The organism is Xanthomonas cannabis (genome assembly GCF_040616535.1).
Lineage (GTDB): Bacteria > Pseudomonadota > Gammaproteobacteria > Xanthomonadales > Xanthomonadaceae > Xanthomonas > Xanthomonas cannabis.
In genome coordinates this window covers 2,167,984-2,188,818 of record NZ_CP136580.1, presented here as the reverse complement: position 1 = coordinate 2,188,818, position 20,835 = coordinate 2,167,984, and the positions used below count along the sequence as shown (strand labels likewise).

The 20,835-nt window shown below is 66.3% G+C and carries 21 protein-coding genes; 11 read left to right on the top strand and 10 right to left on the bottom strand.

The window, feature by feature from the left end:
* Positions 1–195: 195 nt before the first annotated feature.
* From RZV17_RS09390 to RZV17_RS09365, 6 genes are all read right to left on the bottom strand, one after another.
* On the bottom strand, positions 196–915 hold the full coding sequence (locus RZV17_RS09390; RefSeq protein ID WP_355608847.1) for an MOSC domain-containing protein: 720 nt from the start codon (positions 913–915) through the stop codon (positions 196–198).
* Positions 912–2,114 carry a PLP-dependent aminotransferase family protein gene (locus RZV17_RS09385; RefSeq protein WP_166750927.1) on the bottom strand — a complete coding sequence of 401 codons (1,203 nt, stop codon included), beginning with the start codon at positions 2,112–2,114 and terminating at the stop codon, positions 912–914. Before RZV17_RS09385 ends, RZV17_RS09390 begins: the two co-directional genes overlap by 4 nt.
* A gap of 84 nt (positions 2,115–2,198) precedes the next feature.
* Positions 2,199–2,699 carry a nuclear transport factor 2 family protein gene (locus RZV17_RS09380; RefSeq protein WP_355608843.1) on the bottom strand — a complete coding sequence of 167 codons (501 nt, stop codon included), beginning with the start codon at positions 2,697–2,699 and terminating at the stop codon, positions 2,199–2,201.
* 59 nt (positions 2,700–2,758) lie between these two features.
* On the bottom strand, positions 2,759–3,013 hold the full coding sequence (locus RZV17_RS09375; RefSeq protein ID WP_355608840.1) for a DUF6587 family protein: 255 nt from the start codon (positions 3,011–3,013) through the stop codon (positions 2,759–2,761).
* Position 3,014: 1 nt separating this feature from the next.
* The gene (locus RZV17_RS09370) at positions 3,015–4,874 is read right to left on the bottom strand and encodes a ferrous iron transporter B (RefSeq protein WP_355608837.1); all 1,860 of its coding nucleotides are present in this window, start codon (positions 4,872–4,874) and stop codon (positions 3,015–3,017) included.
* Positions 4,871–5,119 carry a FeoA family protein gene (locus RZV17_RS09365; RefSeq protein ID WP_039415340.1) on the bottom strand — a complete coding sequence of 83 codons (249 nt, stop codon included), beginning with the start codon at positions 5,117–5,119 and terminating at the stop codon, positions 4,871–4,873. The genes RZV17_RS09370 and RZV17_RS09365 overlap by 4 nt, the downstream gene beginning before the upstream one ends.
* Positions 5,120–5,233: 114 nt before the next feature.
* On the opposite strand from RZV17_RS09365, the gene RZV17_RS09360 reads away from it, so the two are divergent.
* The 6 genes from RZV17_RS09360 (at position 5,234) to RZV17_RS09335 (ending at position 9,403) form a co-directional block, all read left to right on the top strand.
* Positions 5,234–6,031: an enoyl-CoA hydratase-related protein gene (locus RZV17_RS09360; protein WP_355608834.1), complete on the top strand. Its 798-nt coding sequence runs from the start codon at positions 5,234–5,236 to the stop codon at positions 6,029–6,031.
* The gene (locus RZV17_RS09355; RefSeq protein ID WP_047696269.1) at positions 6,028–6,417 is read left to right on the top strand and encodes a VOC family protein; all 390 of its coding nucleotides are present in this window, start codon (positions 6,028–6,030) and stop codon (positions 6,415–6,417) included. The genes RZV17_RS09360 and RZV17_RS09355 overlap by 4 nt, the downstream gene beginning before the upstream one ends.
* 109 nt (positions 6,418–6,526) lie before the next feature.
* The gene (locus RZV17_RS09350) at positions 6,527–7,423 is read left to right on the top strand and encodes a hydroxymethylglutaryl-CoA lyase (protein WP_047696325.1); all 897 of its coding nucleotides are present in this window, start codon (positions 6,527–6,529) and stop codon (positions 7,421–7,423) included.
* Positions 7,424–7,560: 137 nt separating this feature from the next.
* Positions 7,561–8,331 carry an SDR family NAD(P)-dependent oxidoreductase gene (locus RZV17_RS09345; protein WP_047696271.1) on the top strand — a complete coding sequence of 257 codons (771 nt, stop codon included), beginning with the start codon at positions 7,561–7,563 and terminating at the stop codon, positions 8,329–8,331.
* Positions 8,332–8,450: 119 nt separating this feature from the next.
* A complete protein-coding gene (gene yeiP, locus RZV17_RS09340; RefSeq protein ID WP_047696273.1) occupies positions 8,451–9,017 on the top strand; it encodes an elongation factor P-like protein YeiP in 567 nt (188 codons plus the stop codon).
* Positions 9,017–9,403 carry a hypothetical protein gene (locus RZV17_RS09335; RefSeq protein WP_047696275.1) on the top strand — a complete coding sequence of 129 codons (387 nt, stop codon included), beginning with the start codon at positions 9,017–9,019 and terminating at the stop codon, positions 9,401–9,403. The genes yeiP and RZV17_RS09335 overlap by 1 nt, the downstream gene beginning before the upstream one ends.
* 98 nt (positions 9,404–9,501) lie before the next feature.
* On the opposite strand, the gene RZV17_RS09330 is transcribed toward RZV17_RS09335, so the two are convergent.
* The 3 genes from RZV17_RS09330 to RZV17_RS09320 are packed head-to-tail and all read right to left on the bottom strand — an operon-like array spanning position 9,502 to position 13,121.
* On the bottom strand, positions 9,502–11,379 hold the full coding sequence (locus RZV17_RS09330; protein WP_355608829.1) for a DUF4105 domain-containing protein: 1,878 nt from the start codon (positions 11,377–11,379) through the stop codon (positions 9,502–9,504).
* Entirely contained in the window at positions 11,376–11,669 is a 294-nt protein-coding gene (locus RZV17_RS09325; RefSeq protein ID WP_115004571.1) for a DUF2388 domain-containing protein, read from the bottom strand. Before RZV17_RS09325 ends, RZV17_RS09330 begins: the two co-directional genes overlap by 4 nt.
* 33 nt (positions 11,670–11,702) lie before the next feature.
* Entirely contained in the window at positions 11,703–13,121 is a 1,419-nt protein-coding gene (locus RZV17_RS09320) for an FAD-binding oxidoreductase (protein ID WP_355608826.1), read from the bottom strand.
* 208 nt (positions 13,122–13,329) lie between these two features.
* On the opposite strand from RZV17_RS09320, the gene serA reads away from it, so the two are divergent.
* Positions 13,330–14,571, top strand: coding sequence for a phosphoglycerate dehydrogenase (serA, locus tag RZV17_RS09315; protein WP_047696283.1), 1,242 nt, complete (start codon positions 13,330–13,332; stop codon positions 14,569–14,571).
* A 535-nt stretch (positions 14,572–15,106) separates the two neighbouring features.
* On the opposite strand, the gene RZV17_RS09310 is transcribed toward serA, so the two are convergent.
* Positions 15,107–15,691, bottom strand: coding sequence for an NUDIX hydrolase (locus tag RZV17_RS09310; RefSeq protein ID WP_184557415.1), 585 nt, complete (start codon positions 15,689–15,691; stop codon positions 15,107–15,109).
* A 138-nt stretch (positions 15,692–15,829) separates the two neighbouring features.
* Between RZV17_RS09310 and RZV17_RS09305 the strand changes: the two genes are divergently transcribed.
* The 4 genes from RZV17_RS09305 to RZV17_RS09290 all read left to right on the top strand — a co-directional run bounded on the left by RZV17_RS09305 (position 15,830) and on the right by RZV17_RS09290 (position 20,833).
* Positions 15,830–17,302: an amino acid permease gene (locus tag RZV17_RS09305; RefSeq protein WP_047696287.1), complete on the top strand. Its 1,473-nt coding sequence runs from the start codon at positions 15,830–15,832 to the stop codon at positions 17,300–17,302.
* 76 nt (positions 17,303–17,378) lie between these two features.
* The gene (locus tag RZV17_RS09300) at positions 17,379–18,809 is read left to right on the top strand and encodes an amino acid permease (protein ID WP_039410257.1); all 1,431 of its coding nucleotides are present in this window, start codon (positions 17,379–17,381) and stop codon (positions 18,807–18,809) included.
* A 768-nt stretch (positions 18,810–19,577) separates the two neighbouring features.
* On the top strand, positions 19,578–20,231 hold the full coding sequence (locus RZV17_RS09295; protein ID WP_039410254.1) for a methylthioribulose 1-phosphate dehydratase: 654 nt from the start codon (positions 19,578–19,580) through the stop codon (positions 20,229–20,231).
* Positions 20,232–20,266: 35 nt separating this feature from the next.
* Positions 20,267–20,833 carry an acireductone dioxygenase gene (locus tag RZV17_RS09290; protein ID WP_039410252.1) on the top strand — a complete coding sequence of 189 codons (567 nt, stop codon included), beginning with the start codon at positions 20,267–20,269 and terminating at the stop codon, positions 20,831–20,833.
* Positions 20,834–20,835: the final 2 nt, after the last annotated feature.

Here is a 20,835-nt window from a genome sequence, read left to right as displayed (position 1 = left end):
GTTGCACAAGGTGCTGGGATTCGGGAATCGGGATTCGGGAATCGGGAATCGTAAGAGCGGTGTGCTATGGCTGAGCGGCTGGCGGGGTTTGGCGGTTCTTGGGTGGGGTGTGGCTTGGGAGCGCGAGGAGGGGCTTGCGATGGTGTGGCGCTTGGGTGAGGGATTGCCGCTCACATCGACCGGGGCGACGTTTGCTCAGTCGTCCATGCCGTCCAGACGCTTGGCCCAGCTTTCGACCTCGCTGCGCTGCAGGCGACGCTCGAACAACGCGCGCCACGAGGGCACCAGTGGCAACGTCAGCACATCGGAGATCGCGGCGGTATCGACGGTGCGCGCGTACAGCACCTGCTGCAGGCGGGCCAATGTCCATTGCGGATGCGGTCGCTCCTGCAACGTGAGCATGTCGCCGGCTGTTACCGCGCCGGGTTGCAGCACGCGGTAATACCACCCGGTGCGTCCGCTGTCCTGCACCCGGCGCGCCATCCCGCGCACGCCGAAGCGGTCCGACAGCTTCCAGCATGGCTGGCGCAACTGCGAGACCTCCACTACCGCCGTGCCCAACGTAAAGCGATCGCCAAGACAGACCGTGGCCTCGGTCAGGCCGGTGCTGCTCAGGTTCTCGCCGAAGGCGCCGGCAGCTTCCAGCAGCGCATGCGCGCCAAGTTCGCTGCGCCAGGCGGCGTAGTGGTCGCGCGGATAGTGATGGATCGCCTTGTCCGGCCCGCCATGCACGCGCCGGTCGCCCTGCTCGTCGCCGGCCAGACCGTCCACCGCAATCTGCACCGAACCCCGCACGGCGCGCTTGTCGATCGCGCTGCGGCTGCCGGGGCGCGTGAAGTCGCGTGCCACGCCGATGGCGACGCTATCGATCCGCGTTGCGGTCGGCACGTCCTGCAGCGTAGCGGGCGCGCTCATGCGCCCTGCCCCGGCAGCTCGGCCAGCGCCTCGCGCAGCACCTCGCCGAGCACCTGGATGCCAGCATCGATCTTCTCGCCCGGCACGGTGACGAACGACAGCCGCAGGGTGTTGGCTTGCGGGAGCGTCGCAAAAAACGGTGCGCCGGGCACGAACGCGACATTGCGTGCGATGGCGCGCGCCAGCAGTGCGGTACCGTCCAGCCCGGGCGGCAGGCTCACCCACAGGAACATGCCGCCTTCGGGGCGATTCCATTGCACCTGGGGCGGAAAATGCCTGTCCAGCGCTTCCAGCATCAGGCTGCATTGGCGCGCATACAGCGCGCGGATCTGCGGGATGTGGGTATCCAGAAAGTCGTCCTGCAGCGTCTGGTAGACCACGCGCTGGGTGAACGACGGCGTATGCAGATCGGCTGCCTGCTTGGCCTGGATCAGTTTGCCCAGCACGGCCTCCGGCGCCACCACATAGCCCAACCGCAGACCGGGCGCGAGCACCTTGGAGAAGGAGCCCATGTAGATCACGCCGTCCGGATTCATCGACAGCAGGCTCGGCAGCGGCTGTCCGCTGTAGTACAGCTCGCCGTACGGGTCGTCTTCGACGAGCGGCACGCCTGCCTCGGCAGCGCGCGCCACCAGCGCCCGACGTCGCGCCAACGGCAAGCGCCGCCCGGTCGGGTTCTGGAAATTGGGCAGGCAGTACAGGAAACGCGCATCGGCCAGCAGCGCCGGCTCCAGCGCATCCACCACCACACCCTCGTCGTCCGATGGCATGCCGACAAACGTGGGCTGGAACAACGAGAACGCCTGCAACGCGCCCAGATAGCTGGGCGTTTCCACCAGCACCTTGCTGCCTTCGTCGATGAAGACCTTGCCCAGCAGGTCCAGGCCTTGCTGCGACCCGGTGGTGATCAGCACCTGACTGGGCCGGACGGCCGCGCCATCGCGACTGAGCCGGGCCGCCACCCATTCGCGCAATGGCGCGTAGCCCTCGGTGGGCCCGTATTGCAAGGCGGCCTGCGGTGCATCGCGCAATACCTGATCGCTGGCCGCGCGCATGCGCTCGACCGGAAAGGTCGCCGGCGATGGCAGGCCGCCGGCGAATGAAATGACCTCCGGCCGCTCGGTCACCTTGAGGATTTCACGAATCGCCGAACTGGTCAGCGCCTGCGCACGTCGGGAGATCTGGAAAGAGGTTGTCATGGCACAAGCATAGCGAACGCCAGCGACTGCGCCGCTGTGCACTGCAGCGATACATTGCTCGCCATTTGCCGGGCGCGACGCCGCTTACTGGTACGCGGGGCCGACCCAGGCCGTGCCTTCGCTGCGTTCGATCAGGGTCTTCCACCGTTTGCGGATCAATGTGTCGCGCGAGCGGAAGGTCATGCGCAAGCCCGGCAGCCCGAGTGTGGCACGCGTCTCCACCAGCACCGACCGCGCGTCCGGTGCAATCTCGATCTTGGTGATCGACTGCTTGTAGTCGATCAGTTCTTCCGGCTCAGCCACATGGCGCATCTGGCTGAGCACCTGCGCCCATTCGCCATTGGACTTGCAGTACTTGGCGCGATTGGTGGTCTCGCGCTTTTGATGGGAATCCATGCGGTACAGCACCACCATCTCGAATTCAGGCGCGGTCATCGCACACAGGGCCTCACCATCCTGGCCCATCATCGCCTTTTCCTGGGCGGCGTAGAAATCGCGCACCTGCGTTTCGTCGAGCGCATTGCCACCATAGTTGTAGAACCCCGCAACGGCGGCCAGCACCGCCAACAACACCAGCAAACGCATCACCGCCCCTTGTTTCGCCGCGTCCTGCGGCCGGGCAAGTGTAGCCGACGCTGGGTGCGTCAGTGCTTGCGCGGCGGCGTCGGGCCGCAGCTATCGCAGCCGCCGCAGGAGGCTGCACCTTGGGTAGCCGGCGGCGCCACGCGACGGCCGACCGCCTGCATCCAGGCAGGTCGCCCGGTGCGCAGCAGCGCGAGCGCGAGCGCGCCGCGTAGCCGGCGCAAGGTGCCGGGGAACTGCTTTTTCATCACCACCCACAGGCTGACCAGCACCGCGATGGCGATGACCACGTATTGCACCGTGAGCGAGAGATCCATGTCAGCCTGCACCCAACAGGACGGCCAGTTGGTAGGTCAGCAGCGAGGCCAGGTAGGCCAGGGCGAACAGATACACCGCGCTGATGGTCATCTGCTTCCACGAGTTGGTTTCGCGCTTGATCGTGGCCAGCGTGGAAATGCACATCGGCGCGTAGATGTACCAGACCAGCAACGACAGCGCGGTGGCCAGCGACCAGCCGTCGCTGATCAACGGCGACAGCGCCTGCGCTGCGGCATCGTCATCGGCGGCCGACAAGGCATAGACCGTCGCCAGCGAAGCCACCGCCACTTCGCGCGCGGCAAGTCCGGGAATCAGCGCAATGCAGATCTGCCAGTTGAAGCCCAACGGCGCGAAGAACACCGCCATTGCATGGCCGATGCGGCCGGCAAAGCTGTAATCGATGGCCGGCAAGGTTGCATTGGCGGGCGCCGCCGGAAACGACAACAGGAACCACAGCAGGATGGTCAGCGCCAGGATGATGCCGCCCACCCGCTTGAGGAAGATCCAGGCCCGCTCCCACAGGCCCAGCGCCAGGTCGCGCAGCTGCGGCACGCGGTAGGACGGCAACTCCAGCATCAGCGGATGCTCGCTCTTGTCGCGACGCCACTTCTTCATGGTCCACGACACCAGCAGCGCACTGACGATGGCCGCGGCATACAGCCCGAACAGCACCAGCCCCTGCTGGTTGAAGATGCCCCACACTGTTTTTCGCGGAATGAAGGCGCCGATCAGCAGCGCATATACCGGCAGCCGCGCCGAGCAGGTCATCAGCGGCGCGACCATGATGGTGGCCAGCCGGTCGCGTGGGTCCTGGATGCTGCGGGTGGACATGATGCCCGGCACCGCACACGCAAAGCTCGACAGCAACGGAATGAACGAGCGTCCCGACAACCCGGCCGCAGCCATCATGCGATCCAGCAGAAACGCCGCGCGCGGCAGATAGCCGGATTCTTCCAATGCCAGGATGAAGGCGAACAGGATCAGGATCTGCGGCAGGAACTTGATCACCCCGCCCAGGCCGGTGACGATGCCGTCCTTGAGCAGGCTGTTGAGCGGACCCTCCGGCAGCGTGGCGCCCACCCAATCGCCCAGCATCGCGGTGCCGACATCGATCAGATCCATCACCGGCGTGGCCCAGGCGTATACCGCCTGGAAGATCAGGAACATCACCACCGCCAGCGTGACCAGGCCCCAGATCGGGTGCAGCAGCCAACGGTCCAGCGCGTCGTCCACACGCGAGGTGCGGGTCGGCATGCTGACGGCCGCACTCAGAATTTGGCGCACCTGGGCGTGGTAGTTGCCGTCCGCCGGCGGTGCTGCACTGGGCGCGTGCAGGCTGGCGGCCTGCGCGTCGATGCGCTCGACCAGGGCCTTGGCCCCACCGCGCCGCACTGCCACGGTTTCGACCACCGGCACGCCCAGCGCCTGTTCCAGCGCCGCCAGATCGATGACGATGCCGCGCCGCTGCGCGGCGTCGACCATGTTCAAGGCCACGATCATCGGCCGGCCCAGCTCGCGCAGCTCCAGCGCAAAGCGCAGGTGCAGGCGCAGGTTGGTCGCATCCATCACGCACACCAGCACGTCCGGTGCGGGTTCGCCGGGGTAGAAGCCACGGCACAGGTCGCGGGTGATCGCTTCGTCCAGGCTAGCCGGCTGCAGGCTGTAGGCGCCGGGCAGATCCAGCACCGCAAAGTCGCGCCCGGACGGGGCACGGAAGTGGCCTTCCTTACGCTCGACGGTGACGCCGGTGTAATTGGCCACCTTCTGGCGGCTGCCGGTGAGCTGGTTGAACAAGGCGGTCTTGCCGCTGTTGGGGTTGCCGACCAATGCGAGCCGCAGCGGAACGCTGGCCGCGTTCATGCCGATACCCCCTCTTGGCGCACCTGTACGCGCGCCGCCTCGCTGCGACGCAGCGCAAACCGGGTGTAACCGACCTGCACCAGCAAGGGTTCGCGCCCCACCGGCCCGGTGGCCAGCACGGTCACTTCCTCCCCTGCGACAAAGCCAAGCTCGCGCAAGCGCCGGGCGATCGTGTCGTTGGGAAGACGATCCTCCACAGAGTCCACAATGGCGGCGCGATGCAAGGGCATGTCGGACAGCGTCACAAAGACGGCCTGATTGTTAGGAATGGTTCTCAATTCTAGCATCGACGCACCGCGTCATGGCTCCGGCGACCCGTACCGCTATGATGGTTCGCATCTCATTCATGGACGTTCGCAATGCAGGACACCGGCTTGATCGTCGAGGACCAGGGACCGGTCCGCACCTTGCGCCTGCACCGACCAACGGTGCATAACGCCTTCGATGCGACCTTGATCGGCGGCCTTACCCAGGCCCTGCAACAGGCAGCCGGCGCAGCCCACATCCGCGTGGTGGTGCTGACCGGTGCCGGCGATGCATTTTCCGCCGGCGCAGACCTGAACTGGATGCGCGGCATGGCCAACGCCAGCGAGGCCGCGAACGCTGCCGATGCAATGTCGCTGGCACAGCTGATGCGCACCCTGGACGAACTGCCCAAGCCCACCATTGCCCGCGTCAACGGCGCCGCGTTCGGCGGCGGCGTCGGCCTGGTAGCGTGCTGCGACATCGCCATCGGCTGCACCGAAGCGCGCTTCGGCTTGACCGAGAGCAAGCTGGGGCTGCTGCCGGCGGTGATCTCGCCGTATGTCATCGCGGCGATCGGCGCGCGCCAGGCGCGCCGCTGGTTCGCGACCGCCGAGATCTTCGACGCCGGCACCGCGCAGCTGCTGGGGCTGCTGCACCAGCTCGTGGCGGCCGACCAATTGGACATCGCGGTGGAGCGGCAGGTGCGCCTGCTGCTGGCCGCTGCGCCACTGGCCGCCAGCAGCGCCAAGACGCTGGTGCGTTCGGTACTGCCGCCTGCCGACCGCGACGCGATCGATGCCGCCAATGCCGCCTGGATCGCACGCCTGCGGGTGTCGCCCGAAGGCCAGGAAGGTCTTGGTGCCTTTCTCGACAAACGGGCGCCAGCATGGGTGCCGGAGAGCGTGGCATGAGCGGGATCGACCATGTTGGCATCGCCTGCGGCGACCTTGCCGCCAGCGTCGCGTTCTATCGCGCGGCGCTGGCGCCGTTGGGCATGACCCTGCTGGCGGAATTGAGCGCGGCCCAGACCGGCAGCCGCGCGCACGCCGGCTTCGGCATCGAGCGTGCGATCGTCTGGCTGGGGTCCGATGCGCAGGCTCCCGGCACCGCGCATCTGGCACTGGCGGCGGCCGATCGCGCCAGCGTGGACGCGTTCCACCGTGCAGCGCTCGCCGCAGGCGGCCGCGATCACGGCGCGCCCGGTCTGCGCCCGCATTACCACCCGCACTATTACAGCGCCTTCGTGCTCGACCCCGATGGCAACAACCTCGAAGCGGTCTGTCACCGCGCCGCATGAGCACCGTTCCGATGTTCTTGAGCACTTTATCTCCCTGCGCGGACGTGGGCGCACATGAGACCGCTGTTGCGTCGGCCGCGCCCGGGCGTGCATGTGGGAACGTGGGCGCATGAGCGACTTCGTCCGCATTGTCGAAGTCGGCCCGCGCGATGGACTGCAGAACGAAGCGCAACCGGTCGCCACCGCCGACAAGATTGCGTTGATCGATCAACTCTCGGCCACCGGCCTGCGCAGTATCGAGGCGACCAGCTTCGTCAGTCCGCGCTGGGTGCCGCAGCTGGCCGATGCTGCCGATGTCCTTGCCGGCATCGGCAAGGCGCCGGGCATCGCCTACCCGGTCCTGGTGCCGAACCTGCAGGGCTATGTACGTGCCCATGCCGCGGGCGCGCGCGAGGTCGCGGTGTTCACGGCCGCATCGGAAGCGTTCAACCGCACCAACACCAATGCCGGCATCGACGAATCGATCGCGCGGTTCCGGCCCGTGCTGGAGCAGGCCGCCATCGATGGCGTACGCGTGCGCGGCTACGTCTCCACCGTGCTCGGCTGCCCGTACCAGGGACAGGTGCCAGTGGCCGATGTGGTGGACGTCGCGCAGCGCCTGTACACGCTGGGCTGCTACGAGATTTCGCTGGGCGACACCATCGGTGTCGGCACCCCGGCAAAGGCACGCCAGATGCTGGACGCGGTCGCACAGGAGGTGCCGATGCAGGCGCTGGCCGTGCATTTCCACGACACCTACGGACAGGCGCTGGCCAATATCGCTGCATGCCTGGAACAGGGCGTGCGCGTGGTCGATGCGGCGGTGTCCGGCGCGGGCGGTTGCCCGTACGCCAAGGGCGCCAGCGGCAACGTCGCCAGCGAGGATGTGGTGTACCTGCTGCACGGGTTGGGCATGTCCACCGGCATCGACCTGCCCGCCCTCGCCCGCACCGGCCGCTGGCTGGCGCAGCTGCTCGGTCGCGAGACCGGCAGCAAGACCGGCAAGGCGCTCGCGGCCGCCGGCTGATCAACCGGCACCGCAACGCGCCGGCAGCGTCGCCGCCGCGCTGGCGCAAGGGCTTCGGCTAGAATTGCCGGCCGTCTCGTCCACCGTTCGCGTGCCGTCATCGCTCGGCATCCAACGCCATCACAGGGAACCATCGCATGCAGCCGTCTTCTGTTCTTGCCGTTGTCACCGGCGGCGTCTCCGGCCTGGGCCTGGCCGTGGCGCAACGCCTCGTGGCCGACGGCGGCAAGGTGGCCCTGTTCGATGTCAACGCGGACAAGGCCGACGCGGCGCTGGCGGCGCTGGGCGCCGGCAATGCGCATTACTTCGCCACCGACGTCACCGATGAGGCGCAGGTGGCAACCAATATCGCGCAGGCGGCGCAGGCGTTGGGCGGGCTCACTCTTGTCGTCAACTGCGCCGGCATCCTGGGCGCAGGGCGCGTACTGGGCAAGGAGGCGCCGATGCCGCTGGCGACCTTCCGCAACACCGTGCTGGTCAACCTGGTCGGCAGCTTCAATGTGGCCAAGGCGGCCGCCGATGTCATGCAGCACAACGCCGCCGGTAACGACGGCGAGCGCGGCGTGATCATCCACACCGCCTCGGTCGCTGCATACGAGGGCCAGATCGGCCAGGCCGCCTATGCCGCGAGCAAAGGTGGCGTGGTGGGCATGACCCTGCCGATGGCGCGCGAACTCGCCCGCTTCGGCATCCGCGTGATGACGATCGCGCCCGGCGTGTTCTGGACCCCGATGGTCGACGGCATGCCCGAGGCCGTGCAGCAATCGCTGTCCGCTTCGATTCCGTTCCCCTCGCGCCTCGGCCAACCCGACGAATACGCCGACACCGTCGCCTTCATCCTGCGCAACCGCTATCTCAACGGCGAAGTGATCCGCCTGGACGGCGGCGTGCGCTTGGCACCCAAGTAGCCGGGATTGGGGATTCGGGATTGGGGATTCGTCACAGCAAGAACGCCGTACCCTTCCCGCCTCCTGAAATCCTGTTTTGCCAATCCCGAATCCCCAATCCTCAATCTCTGACTTGACCCATGAAAGCTAACGACATCAAGAAAGGCAACGTCGTCGAATACAACGGCGGCATTTATCAGATCCGCGATATCGAGCGCAGCTCGCCGCAGGGGCGCGGCGGCAATGTGCGCTTCCGCTTCATCATGTACAGCGTGCCCGGCGGCGCCAAGCTGGACGCCAGCTTCGATGCCGACGACAACCTGCCCGAAGTCGAGCTGCTGCGCCGCCTGTCCACGTTCTCGTACAAGGATGGCGAAGCCTTCGTGTTCATGGACGACGAAGATTTCACCCCGTACACGCTGGATGCGGACGTGATCGGCACCGATGCCGGCTACATCACCGATGGCCTGACCGGCATCTACGTGCAGGTGATCGACGACCAGCCGGTGGCCGTGCAGTTGCCGCAGACGGTGACCCTGGAAGTGGTGGAAACCCCGCCGGAACTGAAGGGCGGCACCGCCACCAAGCGCCCCAAGCCGGCCAAGCTCAACACCGGCATGGAAATCATGGTGCCCGAGTACATCAGCAACGGTGAGCGCGTGCTGGTCAACACCACCACGGGCGAATTTGCTGGCCGCGCCGACTGATGCGGCGTCTGATCGCAGCCCTGTCGCTGGGGCTGCTGGCTGCCTGCACCGCAGAACCGGTACCGACGCCCGCGTCGACGCCGGCTGCGGCAACCTGCACCGACCCCAAGGTGGAGGAAGAATGGCTGCAGCACCCCGCCGGCCTGTGCGGCATGCCCGATGACGTGCGCGCGCTGGTGGACGACTACGACACGTGCGAGCACTTCGCCGGCGAGGAACCGTATGACGCCGACCGCCGCCACGAAATCGAAGTCGCCGTGGCGCAATTCTGCACACCGGCGCCGGCACGGCTTGCAAAGCTGATGCAGCAGTACCGCAACGACGCGCACATCAGCGAATGGCTGCGCCAGTATGCAGTGCAAGCGGATCTGCAACCCGCCGGCTGAAGCATCCCTTCTCCCCTCGGGACATTGTCCTCCTCACCCCAACCCCTCTCCCGACGGGAGAGGGGCTCTGCTACGCCCCCTTTGCGTAGCCTGGTTCGCTATTGCACCTGCAGAGGCGTGCGCATGTCCGACTGCACGTTGTCGGCAGCCGCCTCACCGCGCGCCAGCACACGCAAGCGCGTACGCAAACGCGCCACATTCGCTTCACCCTGCTCCAATCCACTGCGCAGCTTGGCCGGCAAGTGCTGGCGGCCCAAGCGCTGCAGCTGCTTCCAGCCATCGACCAATACGCCGCTGTCCTGCGCAACGCGCTCTGCCAGCTGCCGCTGTTCGTCCGTCTGCGGCAGCCCATAACCGGAGGTGACCAGCAGCGTCGCCGGGCGACTGAACTGCGCCTGCTGCGCGAACACTGCGTGCAGCTGGTCCTGCACCATTAAGCGGTCGGCCACGCCAGGGCGCAGCAACCGCTTGAGTGCATCGCGCGCCAGCAACTCCTGCCGACGCAGTGCCGCCTGCTCCAGCAACAGCGCCGCTGCGGTTTCGCGCAGGCCGCCCTGGTCGAACCACTGCGCGCGTGCGGCGGGTTGCGCATCGAGCCAATGTGCCACGCTGGTCTGCGGCACCGGGATGCCGCGCCGGATCACCTCGAACATGGCCTGGTAATGCGTGGCCGCCGACTCGAAGTAATAGCCCTGGCGGATTGCCTGGGCGTGGTCGTCCAACACCCTGATATCGGCGATACCGGCGCGCTGAAGGCGCTGACGCAGGCCGCGCGGCGTGATCGACGCCAGATCGGCGGCCCCCAGACGCGGCACGCCGTCGTGGAGCAGCTTGTAGGTCTCCACCGCGCAGTTGTTGCCGACGAAGTAATAGCGCCCGTCGTAGCTCCAGTGCACCTGCGCTGCACGCGTGAGCAGCGCGGCGATCTCCTCGGGCGTCAGCGCCAGCGGCACCGACGAGAGCGCGCGCAGTTCCACCTTGGTGTACTCGTCGATGACCTGGTTCAGCGACAACACGAACAGCCGCGACGGATACGACCCGGTCAGCCCGCGCCAGCTGGAAATCTGCACATCGCCCACAAACGCGCGGAACGAGAGCACGCGGTGGTACTGCAGGTCCAGCCGGCAATCCGGTCCGGGCACGCGACCGGGCGCGCAGATCACCAGCCGCAACATGCTGTGGCCCCAACGGCTCATCGGCTGCTGGTTCCCTTCGGCCAGCAGGTAGTCCACCGCATACACGCGGGAAGGATCCAGACTCAGCAGCGACATCGCCCCGGCATCGTTGTCGGCCTGCAGGTAGGGCAGCGTCGGCGCGCACGATGCGATGTTCTGCGGCGGGCCCACCTGTTCGGACAACCACGCCGCCAACGCGGGACGCCGGCAGGCATAGTCCGGGTCCAGCACATAATGTTCGAGATTGACCGCGACGAACTCTGCAGGGCTATGCCGCTCGTAAGGGTCGGGGCTGCGGTCGCTGAAGTGGTTTGCGCCGCGTCCAACCCGCCATGGCCGCACCTGCCAGCCGGCCAGATCGCGCAAGCGGGGATCACGCGACAGCGCACTGCCCGAGCCACGGTCGCGCACATGCGCCAACTCGTGGATCAACGCCGCCATGGCGGCGCGCGTGGCCGGTGCGGTCACATCGGCGCGCTCACGTGCCGGCTGCGCGCTCCAGGACTGCAACAAGGCGCGGTCGAGCAGGATGTGGTTGCCGATGGCGCGGCCATGCACGCGTGCAGGCAGATCGCGGCGCCATTGCAGCTGGATCGGCGCTGCAGGGCGTTGCGCCCAGCCCTGCGGCAGGCGCTGCACGACCTGCTGGACCAGCGCCTGGCTGTCATCGCGTTGCTCCGGACTCAGGTCCGCAGGCATGACGGCAATTTGCAGCGCCGGAGCGAGCTGCGACTGGCCGTAGGCCGCCGGTGCGAGTGCTGCGGCCAGCCACAGCCAGCCGCACCGGCGGCGACGACTCACTGCGCCAGAATGGACTGAGCCAATTCCAGGTCGCTGGACAGACGCGCCGCATCGCTGCGGCTACGCAGCTGCAGCAACGCCGCTTCCAGGCGCGCCCCGCGGATGGCGCCATCGCTGGCAACGAAGCCGGCCGCATCTTCGCGCGCGTCGGCCACTACCTTGTCGTCGCCGGAACTGCTGCTATTGGACGAGCCAGCCGACGATGCGCCGGCCGACGTGCCGGCGAGACTGGAGGCGGCTGCAGCCAGCGGCAGCAGGGTCAACGCACAAAACACCAGGGAGCGCATCATTGGCATGTCGATTCCATGTGAGGTGCCGAAAGACTAACCGGCGTGCGTGACGCCGGGCGCGTCGTCCATGTCGAACAGCTTGCCGGGATTCAGCAAAAGATGAGGATCGAGCACATGTTTGATGCCGCGCATCAGCGCGATCTCCGCGGTTGAACGGGTACTCCACAGATACGGCTTCTTGACCAGGCCGATGCCGTGCTCGGCAGAGATGCTGCCGCCGAAACGCTGCAGCGCATGCGCCAGGACCTTGGTGACCTGATCGCAGGCAGCGACAAAATCGGCCTGGCTGGTGTCGTCGGGTTTGAGCACGTTGATGTGCAGGTTGCCATCGCCGATGTGGCCGAACCACACCACATCGAAGTGCGGGTACGCCTGGCTGAGCAAGGACTGTGTTTCAGCCAGAAACGCCGGCATTGCCGAGATGCGCACCGACACATCGTTCTTGTACGGGATGTAGCGCGCCACGGCCTCGGTGATGCCCTCGCGTAGCCGCCACAGCTGCGCGGCTTGCCCATCGCTCTGACTGATCACCCCGTCGCTGACCCAGCCCTGCTCCATGCAGGTCTCGAACGCCGCCATCGCCGCCGCTTCCTGCACTTCATCTCCGGCGGCGAACTCGGTGACCACGTAATACGGGTGAACGTCGGCGAACGGCGCCTGCGCGCCATGCGCAAGCACGTGTTCCAGCGCACGGTCGGTAAAGAACTCGAAGGCTTCCAGGCGCAGCTGCGCGCGAAACGCTGCAAATACCTGCATCAGCACCTCGAACGAGGGCAGCGCCAGCAGCATCACATTGCTGGGCGGCGGCGGGTCGGTCAGCCGCAGCGTCGCTTCGACGACGATGCCCAGGGTGCCCTCGGAGCCGATCATCAGATGGCGGACGTCGTAGCCGCTGGAATTTTTCACCAGCGCGTTATTGAGTTCGAGCAGCTCGCCGCCGCCGGTGACCACTTTCAAACCGGCCACCCATTCGCGGGTGTTGCCGTAGCGGATCACCCGGATACCGCCGGCGTTGGTGGCGATATTGCCGCCGATCGAGCAGGAGCCGCGTGCGGCAAAATCCACCGGGTACACCAGACCCTGTTCGCGCGCGGCGTTGTGCACCGCTTCCAGCGGCATGCCGGCCTGCACGGTCAGCGTGCGGTCCACCGGGTTGAAGTCCAGCGGCTTGTTCAAGCGCTCCAGGCTCAGCACCAGTTCGCCATTGGCGGCCACCGCGCCGCCGGACAGCCCGGTGCGGCCGCCCGATGGCACCACCGCCACGCCCTGCGCATTGGCCCAGCGCACCACCGCCTGCACCTCATCGACCGAGCCTGGAAGCGCGATGGCCAGCGGGTTGGGCGTCCAGCGCCGCGTCCAGTCGCGGCCGTAATGGTCCAGGTCGGCCGGCTCGGTTTTCAGGCGCAGGGCCGGCACGGCCTGTTGCAACGAAACAATGCGGGGGTCGGTCATGGCACGCGGCGCGGCAGTAGGAACCGCACAGCGTGCCAGTGTGCGCCGGCCTCGTCCAGTTGCGATGCGCCGCGCCGGCGCCGTGTTGGATTCAGCTGAAACCGTTGCAGCGCAAGGGCTGGCGCCGCACAAACGCCGCATCGCCAGCGCCCCATCGGGCAGCCCATCTGGCATAGTTGCCGACCCGATTGCTGCATTGCGCTCCCCCATGTCGCCGAAGAAAACCTCGTTTCCCAAGCAGGACATCCGCGTGCTGTTGCTGGAAGGCATCAGCCCCACCGCGGTGGATGTATTCCACGCCGCCGGCTACTCGCAGATCGAACTGCATGCCAAGTCGTTGCCGGAAGACGAGTTGATTGCGCGCATCGCCGAGGCGCACATCGTCGGGATCCGCTCGCGCACCCAGCTGAGCGCCGAGGTGCTGGCGCACGCCAAGCGGCTGATCGCGGTGGGCTGTTTCTGCATCGGCACCAATCAGGTGGACCTGGATGCCGCAGAGCTGGCCGGGATCCCGGTGTTCAATGCGCCCTACTCCAATACCCGCAGCGTGGCCGAGCTGGTGATTGCCGAGGCGATCCTGCTGTTGCGCGGCATTCCGCAGAAAAATGCCGAATGCCACCGTGGCGGCTGGTCCAAGTCGGCGGCCGGCAGCCACGAAACCCGCGGCAAGGTGCTGGGCATCGTCGGTTACGGGCACATCGGCACGCAGGTGGGCGTGCTGGCCGAATCGTTGGGCATGCAGGTGATCTTCCACGACATCGAAACCAAGCTGTCGCTGGGCAACGCGCGCGCGGCGATCGACCTGGACGACCTGCTGGCCCGCGCCGACGTGGTGACCTTGCACGTGCCCGAGACACCGTCCACCAAGGATATGATCGGCGCGGCGGAAATCGCCCGCATGAAGCCCGGCGCGCATCTGATCAATGCCTCGCGCGGCACCGTCATCGACATTGCCGCACTGGATGCGGCGCTCACCTCAGGCCAGATCGGTGGCGCAGCAGTGGACGTGTTCCCGATCGAGCCCAAGGGCAATGGCGACGCGTTCGAATCGCCACTGATCGCGCACGACAACGTGATCCTGACCCCGCACGTGGGCGGCAGCACGCTGGAAGCGCAGGACAATATCGGCATTGAAGTCGCTGCAAAACTGGTGCGCTACAGCGACAACGGCAGCACCTTGTCGGCAGTGAACTTCCCGGAAGTGACGTTGCCGGAGCACGCCGAAAGCCTGCGCCTGCTGCATATCCATCGCAACGTGCCGGGCGTGCTCTCCAGAATCAACGAACTGTTCTCGCGCCACAACGTCAACATCGACGGCCAGTTCCTGCGCACCGACCCCAAGGTCGGCTATGTGGTGATCGATGTCAGCGCCAGCGAGGCGCAGGCCACCGCGTTGAAGGAAGGCCTGGCGTTGATCGAAGGCACGTTGCGGACGCGCGTCTTGTATTGATCTGTTGTTGCGCGAGCGCCCTCATCCGGCGCTTTGCGCCACCTTCTCCCGCAAGCGGGAGAAGAATGTGGGTCATCGGTTTCCCGCTTACTCCCTTCTCCCGCGAGCGGGTGAAGAAAGTGCAGGCCATCGGTCTCCCGCTTACCCCCTTCTCCCGCAAGCGGGTGAAGAAAGTGCAGGCCATCGGTCTCCCGCTTACCCCCTTCTCCCGCAAGCGGGAGAAGAATGTGCAGGCCATCGGTCTGCCGCTTGCTCCCTTCTCCCGCTTGCGGGAGAAGAAAGTGCAGGTCATCGCTCTCCCGCTTGCTCCCTTCTCCCGCGTGCGGGAGAAGAAAGTGCAGGCCATCGGTCTCCCGCTTACTCCCTTCTCCTGCAAGCGGGTGAAGAAAGTGCAGGTCATCGGTCTCCCGCTTGCCCCCGTCTCCCGCAAGCGGGAGAAGAAAGTGCAGGCCATCGGTCTCCCGCTTGCTCCCTTCTCCCGCTTGCGGGAGAAGGTGCCCGCAGGGCGGATGAGGGTGCACACCCTCAGCACCCATCACACGCCTCGGGCCATCCACTTCTCGGCCATGCGCCGCAGCGACGGATCCAGCTCCGGTTCTGCAAGCAGCTCGACGATCGGGCGCCACGCCAGTGCCAGCGATTCTTCGCTGACTTCGAACGCCTCGTCCGCACCGGCCATCACCACGTAACGCGCATCAAAGTGCCAATGCCCGGCCACCTCGCCGCGTGCCGGGATCCAGTGACGGTCCAGATCGAACAGCGCCGTGTCCGCCAGCCGCAAACCGCTGAGCCCGGATTCTTCCTCCGCCTCGCGCAGCGCCACCTGGGCCAGATCGCGGTCGCCGTCGGCGTGCCCGCCCAGCTGCAGCCAACGCTGCAGCTTGCGGTGGTGGGTCAGCAGGGTGCGGCTGCCATCGGCGCTGACCACCCAGGCCGAGCCGGTGAAATGACCTTCGACACGTTCGCGCACGAACGGATCGGTGGCATCGTCCAGCAGCTGCGCAAACTGGTCGGCCACAACGGCCTCGTCCGGCCAGCGTGCGCGGTAGGCAGCCAGTTGCTGCCGCAAGGTTGCATCCACCATCTCTCGTTCCCGGTCGCCCGTCGGCCAAGCGGCCATTATCGCCATTCATGCTGCGTACGTGCTTGTCGTGAGCGTGCAGCTTTGGCAAGGTAGGCCGCTTGCCTGTCCCCCGGGGGCGGCACACACCTCGCCCGGGCGCGTGCGCCTTCGCTTTGCCACTTAGGGACGTACCGAATGCTGAAATCTCTGTTGAGGGTCAAACCGATCGAGCCCGCCGGACGCGTCGATGCGGGCGAACCGGTCGAAGGCAGCCTGCAAGGCGAAGCCACGCTGCAGCGGACCCTCACCGCCAAGCACCTGATCATGCTCGGCATCGGCGCGGTCATCGGTGCCGGTATCTTCGTGCTGACCGGCCAGGCGGCGGCCAATCACGCCGGCCCGGCAGTGATGCTGTCATTCGTGTTTGCGGGCATCGCCTGCGCATTCGCCGGGCTGTGCTACGCCGAGTTCGCGGCGATGATGCCGGTCTCCGGCAGCGCCTACTCGTATTCATATGCCACGCTCGGCGAGGGCATCGCCTGGTTCATCGGCTGGTGCCTGGTGCTGGAGTATTTGTTTGCCGGCTCCAGCGTCGCGGTCGGTTGGTCCGCCTACCTGATCAGCTTCCTGACCGGCACGCTCGGCCTGCCGTTCCCTGCGGAACTGGCGGGTGCGCCACTGGCCTGGGACGGCCACGGCTTTGTCAGTTCCGGCAATATCGTCAACCTGCCGGCAGTGCTGATCGTCGCTGCGGTGAGCATGCTGTGCTATGTCGGCGTCACCCAGTCCGCATTCGCCAATGCGATCGTGGTGGCGATCAAGGTGGTGGTGATCTGCCTGTTCGTCGGCTTCGGCATCGCCTACATCGACCCCGCCAACTGGCATCCCTTCATCCCCGAAAACGCCGGTCCGGGCAAGTTCGGTTGGGACGGCGTGTTCCGCGCGGCGTCGATCGTGTTCTTCTCCTACATTGGCTTCGATGCGGTCTCCACCTCTGCCGGCGAAACCAAGGACCCGCAAAAGAACATGCCGATCGGCATTCTGGTGTCGCTGGCGATCTGTACCGTCATCTACATCATCGTCTGTGCGGTGCTGACAGGCCTGCTGCCGTACACACAGTTGGGTACCGCCAAGCCGGTGGCCACCGCGCTGGAGGCGCACCCACAGCTGACCTGGCTCAAGACCGCGGTGGAGATTGGCGCGATCGCCGGCCTGTCCTCGGTGGTGCTGGTGATGCTGATGGCGCAGCCGCGCATCTTCTACACCATGGCCAAGGATGGGCTGATGCCCAAGCTGTTCGGCAAGGTGCACCCCAAATTCCACACGCCCTACGTCGGCACGCTCTTTGTTGGTGTGGTCGCTGCGCTGCTGGCCGGCGTGATCCCGTTGAACGTACTGGGCGAATTGGTCTCGATGGGCACCCTGCTCGCCTTTGCCACGGTGTGCGCCGGGGTGATGGTGCTGCGCTTCACCAAGCCTGAGTTGCCGCGCCCGTTCCGGGTGCCGCTGGCGATGGTGATCTGCCCGCTGGGGGCGCTGGCCTGTCTGTTCCTGTTCTTCCAGGCCTTCCAGGAGCACTGGAAGGTGTTCGTGGGCTGGACCGTGATCGGCCTGTGTATCTATTTCGGCTACGGCATCCACAACAGTCGTCTGGCCAAGCGGGCCTGACGCTCTCTCAAGACCGGCGCACAGCGCCGGTCTTCTCGTTCAATGATCGCGCTCAGCGCCAAGCCGGAACTGCTGCATGTTCAAACAACTTTGGGCCACCAAACACCCGCACGCCAGCCATGAGGCGGCCGACGGGCTGGGCCTGCAACGCGCGCTCGGCCCCTGGGGGCTGACCGCACTCGGGATCGGCGCGGTGATCGGCGGCGGCATCTTCGTCATCACCGGCCAGGCTGCGGCCGACCATGCAGGCCCGGCGATCGTGCTGTCGTTCGTGCTGGCGGCGATCTGCTGCGCGTTCTGTGCCATGGCCTATGCCGAATTCGCAGCGATGGTGCCGGTGTCCGGCAGCGCCTACACCTACACCTACGCCACCTTCGGCGAGCTGGCGGCGTGGTTCATCGGCTGGATGCTGGTACTGGAATATGGCGTATCCGCCTCGGCAGTGGCGGTCAGCTGGACCGGCTATTTCCTCAGCCTGCTCGAACACTTCGACATCCACCTGCCAGCCGCGCTGGTCAGTGCACCGCTGGACGGCAAGCTGCAGCCCACCGGTGCGATCGCCAACCTGCCGGCCGCCGGCATCGTGCTGTTGCTGACCTGGCTGTGCTACGTGGGCATCCGCAAGTCGTCGGCAATGAACATGGCGATGGTCATCCTCAAGACCGGCCTGATCATCCTGGTCATCGCAGTGGGCTGGAAGTACGTCGATACCGCCAACTGGCATCCCTTCATCCCGGCCAACGAAGGCCCGGGCAAGTACGGCATGGAAGGCGTGCTGCGCGGTGCGGCGATGGTGTTCTTCGCCTATATCGGTTTCGAAGCGGTGTCGGTGGCCGCGCAGGAATCGCACCGGCCGCAACGCGACCTGCCGATCGGCATGATGCTGTCGCTGCTGATCTGCACCGTGCTCTACATCGCCATGGCGGCGGTGATGACCGGTCTGGTGCCCTATACGCTGCTCGGCACCGACGAGCCGGTGGTGACCGCAGTAGCAGCGCATCCGCAGCTGGCCTGGTTGCGCGTGGTGGTCGAAGTAGGCGCGTTGATCGGGCTGTCCTCGGTGGTGCTGGTGATGATCATCGGGCAGCCGCGCATCTTCATGATCATCGCGCGCGACGGATTGTTGCCGTCCATCTTCACCCGTATCCATCCCAAGTACCGCACCCCGCATATCAACACCATCATCACCGGTGTCGGCATCGCCGTGCTGGCGGCCGTGTTCCCGCTGGACGTGCTGGGCGAGCTGACCTCGATGGGCACGCTGATCGCCTTTGCCGCGGTCTGCGCCGGCGTGCTGATCCTGCGCCGCACCCACCCGGAACTGCCGCGCCCGTTCCGCATGCCGGCGGCGTGGCTGATCTGCAGTGCCGGCGTGCTGAGCTGCCTTGCGCTGCTGTCGGCGATGACGCTGCACAACTGGATGCTGATGGGCCTGTGGACGCTGGTCGGGCTGGTGGTCTACTTCGGCTACGGCTACCGTCACAGTCGCCTGCGCGACGGCCGCTGAGCGCGCGCGCCAGCAGCCACTGACGAGCGACCGCCCGCCGATGTATGGCAGAGCGGGTGCCAGGTATTCGGCTCCTGGGCGGCTGATCTGTGACCTGGTTGCAGGCCCCTATTCTGCTGATCTGCAACTTGGCTGTAAGGCCCTGATCCGCTGGTCTGCTGCTTGGCTGCAGGGCCCTTGCCCGCCCACCATCGCGGGGACACGCCGTGAATCCGTCCATGGAGGCTCTTACGCGGCATCCATGCCGCGTAAGGTCCCGCGACGGTGGGCGGGCAAGGACCTGTCGAGATGGTCGGCGTGTGTGTTTGCAAGCAGTGCATGACGTGCTCTGGTTGGATCACTGGGCGTCCGCTCAACCTCTCACCACTTTCCATCGCAAGCCGAGCGGAAGACCAGACTAGAAACGTCCAGCCTGCGCGCCGCAAGCCGAGCAATATGTTTTCAAAAAAACAGCCGGCCAACTGTCTGGTGCGGTGTCCTTGCCGGTTGCGGGACCGTGTGGCGGCATGGATGCCGCCACCGAGCCCCCAGGGACGGGTTCAAGGCGTGTCCCGCAAGCGGTGAGGACACCGCGCCCTCGACCGACTAAAGCGTTTCACCTCGCCCTCTGACCGCCTCCGACAAGAGGCGGCTAACAAAAAACCACTGCGTTCACCGTCTGACGCGCGCGCTTCACCGTTTGTCAGCCACTCGCGACCCGGGCGTGGCAGCAACACCCCCTGCTGCGCTGCACCTGACCGTAATCCGGTGGGGCAGTAGAATAGCCGCATGAATGCGACCACTGCCCCCCTGCCCTATAGCGCCGCCCGCCTGCACGAGCTGGCGCAGTTGTTGATCGGCAATATCCGCGAGCTGGCCCAGGCCGGCTGGACGCCCGCCACCAGCAGCAACTTCTCCCATCGCCTGGACGAGCAGCACGCCGCCATCACCGTGTCCGGCCGCGACAAGGGCCGCCTGGTCGAGGAAGACATCATGGTGGTGGACTTCGATGGCCAGGCCGTTGGCCGTCCGCTGCGACCCTCCGCGGAAACCCTGCTGCACACCCAGTTGTATCGCCGGTTTCCGGAGATCGGCTGCGTGCTGCACACGCATTCGCCGGTGCAGACGATCGCCTCGCGCCTGTATGCAGGCCCCGGCGTGATCCGGCTGGAAGGCTACGAGCTGCTCAAGGCCTTCGACGGCAACACCACCCACGAGACCGCGGTGGAGGTGCCGGTATTTGCCAATACCCAGGACATGCAGGTGCTGGCCGCGCAGGTCGAGGCCCTGCTGGACAAACAGAGTATGTGGGGGTATCTCATCGAAGGACACGGGTTGTATGCCTGGGGCCGCAACATGGCCGAGGCACGTCGTCATCTGGAGGCGTTCGAATTCCTGCTGCATTGCGAGCTCGAACTGCTGAAACTGCGCGGCCCGCGCTGATCATCGTCCGTCCCCCATTCGTGAGCCAGACCGCCATGAGCCGACTGCGTATCTTCGCCGACACCAACCCGACCACCCCGGAATTCGACAGCCGCGACGGCGATGCGATCGCCGCCGAGCTGGTCAAGATCGGCGTCACCTTCGAGCGCTGGCACGCCAGCGAACCGGTGGAACCGGGCGCCACGCCCGAGCAGGTGATGGCGGCCTATCGCGCCGACATCGACCGCATCAGTGCCGAGCGCGGCTTCAAGACCGTGGACGTGGTGAGCATCGCGCCGGACAACCCCAAGCGCGAGGAAATGCGCGCCAAGTTCCTGGACGAGCACTTCCACAAGGAAGACGAGGTGCGCTTCTTCGTCGCCGGCTCGGGCCTGTTCACGCTGCACGTGGACGACAAGGTCTACGAGATCGAGTGCGTCAAGGACGATCTGATCGCCGTGCCCGACAGCACCCTGCACTGGTTCGACATGGGGCCGGAGCCGCACTTCGTGGCGATCCGCTTCTTCACCGAGCCGGATGGCTGGGTCGGCCACTTCACCGGCACCGAAATCGCCAAACAATTCCCCCGCTACGCCCCCGAGAAACCTCACAAGGCCAGCTGACG

What these genes read in the sequence shown, in the direction of transcription:
- RZV17_RS09385 (WP_166750927.1), bottom strand. Translation starts at nt 2,114, where the DNA reads ATGACAACCTCTTTCCAGATCTCCCGACGTGCGCAGGCGCTGACCAGT.
- serA (WP_047696283.1), top strand. Translation starts at nt 13,330, where the DNA reads ATGTCGCCGAAGAAAACCTCGTTTCCCAAGCAGGACATCCGCGTGCTG.
- RZV17_RS09370 (WP_355608837.1), bottom strand. Translation starts at nt 4,874, where the DNA reads ATGAACGCGGCCAGCGTTCCGCTGCGGCTCGCATTGGTCGGCAACCCC.
- RZV17_RS09325 (WP_115004571.1), bottom strand. Translation starts at nt 11,669, where the DNA reads ATGATGCGCTCCCTGGTGTTTTGTGCGTTGACCCTGCTGCCGCTGGCT.
- RZV17_RS09355 (WP_047696269.1), top strand. Translation starts at nt 6,028, where the DNA reads ATGAGCGGGATCGACCATGTTGGCATCGCCTGCGGCGACCTTGCCGCC.
- RZV17_RS09390 (WP_355608847.1), bottom strand. Translation starts at nt 915, where the DNA reads ATGAGCGCGCCCGCTACGCTGCAGGACGTGCCGACCGCAACGCGGATC.
- RZV17_RS09320 (WP_355608826.1), bottom strand. Translation starts at nt 13,121, where the DNA reads ATGACCGACCCCCGCATTGTTTCGTTGCAACAGGCCGTGCCGGCCCTG.
- yeiP (WP_047696273.1), top strand. Translation starts at nt 8,451, where the DNA reads ATGAAAGCTAACGACATCAAGAAAGGCAACGTCGTCGAATACAACGGC.
- RZV17_RS09295 (WP_039410254.1), top strand. Translation starts at nt 19,578, where the DNA reads ATGAATGCGACCACTGCCCCCCTGCCCTATAGCGCCGCCCGCCTGCAC.
- RZV17_RS09335 (WP_047696275.1), top strand. Translation starts at nt 9,017, where the DNA reads ATGCGGCGTCTGATCGCAGCCCTGTCGCTGGGGCTGCTGGCTGCCTGC.
- RZV17_RS09380 (WP_355608843.1), bottom strand. Translation starts at nt 2,699, where the DNA reads ATGCGTTTGCTGGTGTTGTTGGCGGTGCTGGCCGCCGTTGCGGGGTTC.
- RZV17_RS09360 (WP_355608834.1), top strand. Translation starts at nt 5,234, where the DNA reads ATGCAGGACACCGGCTTGATCGTCGAGGACCAGGGACCGGTCCGCACC.
- RZV17_RS09350 (WP_047696325.1), top strand. Translation starts at nt 6,527, where the DNA reads ATGAGCGACTTCGTCCGCATTGTCGAAGTCGGCCCGCGCGATGGACTG.
- RZV17_RS09300 (WP_039410257.1), top strand. Translation starts at nt 17,379, where the DNA reads ATGTTCAAACAACTTTGGGCCACCAAACACCCGCACGCCAGCCATGAG.
- RZV17_RS09305 (WP_047696287.1), top strand. Translation starts at nt 15,830, where the DNA reads ATGCTGAAATCTCTGTTGAGGGTCAAACCGATCGAGCCCGCCGGACGC.
- RZV17_RS09375 (WP_355608840.1), bottom strand. Translation starts at nt 3,013, where the DNA reads ATGGATCTCTCGCTCACGGTGCAATACGTGGTCATCGCCATCGCGGTG.
- RZV17_RS09310 (WP_184557415.1), bottom strand. Translation starts at nt 15,691, where the DNA reads ATGGCCGCTTGGCCGACGGGCGACCGGGAACGAGAGATGGTGGATGCA.
- RZV17_RS09290 (WP_039410252.1), top strand. Translation starts at nt 20,267, where the DNA reads ATGAGCCGACTGCGTATCTTCGCCGACACCAACCCGACCACCCCGGAA.
- RZV17_RS09345 (WP_047696271.1), top strand. Translation starts at nt 7,561, where the DNA reads ATGCAGCCGTCTTCTGTTCTTGCCGTTGTCACCGGCGGCGTCTCCGGC.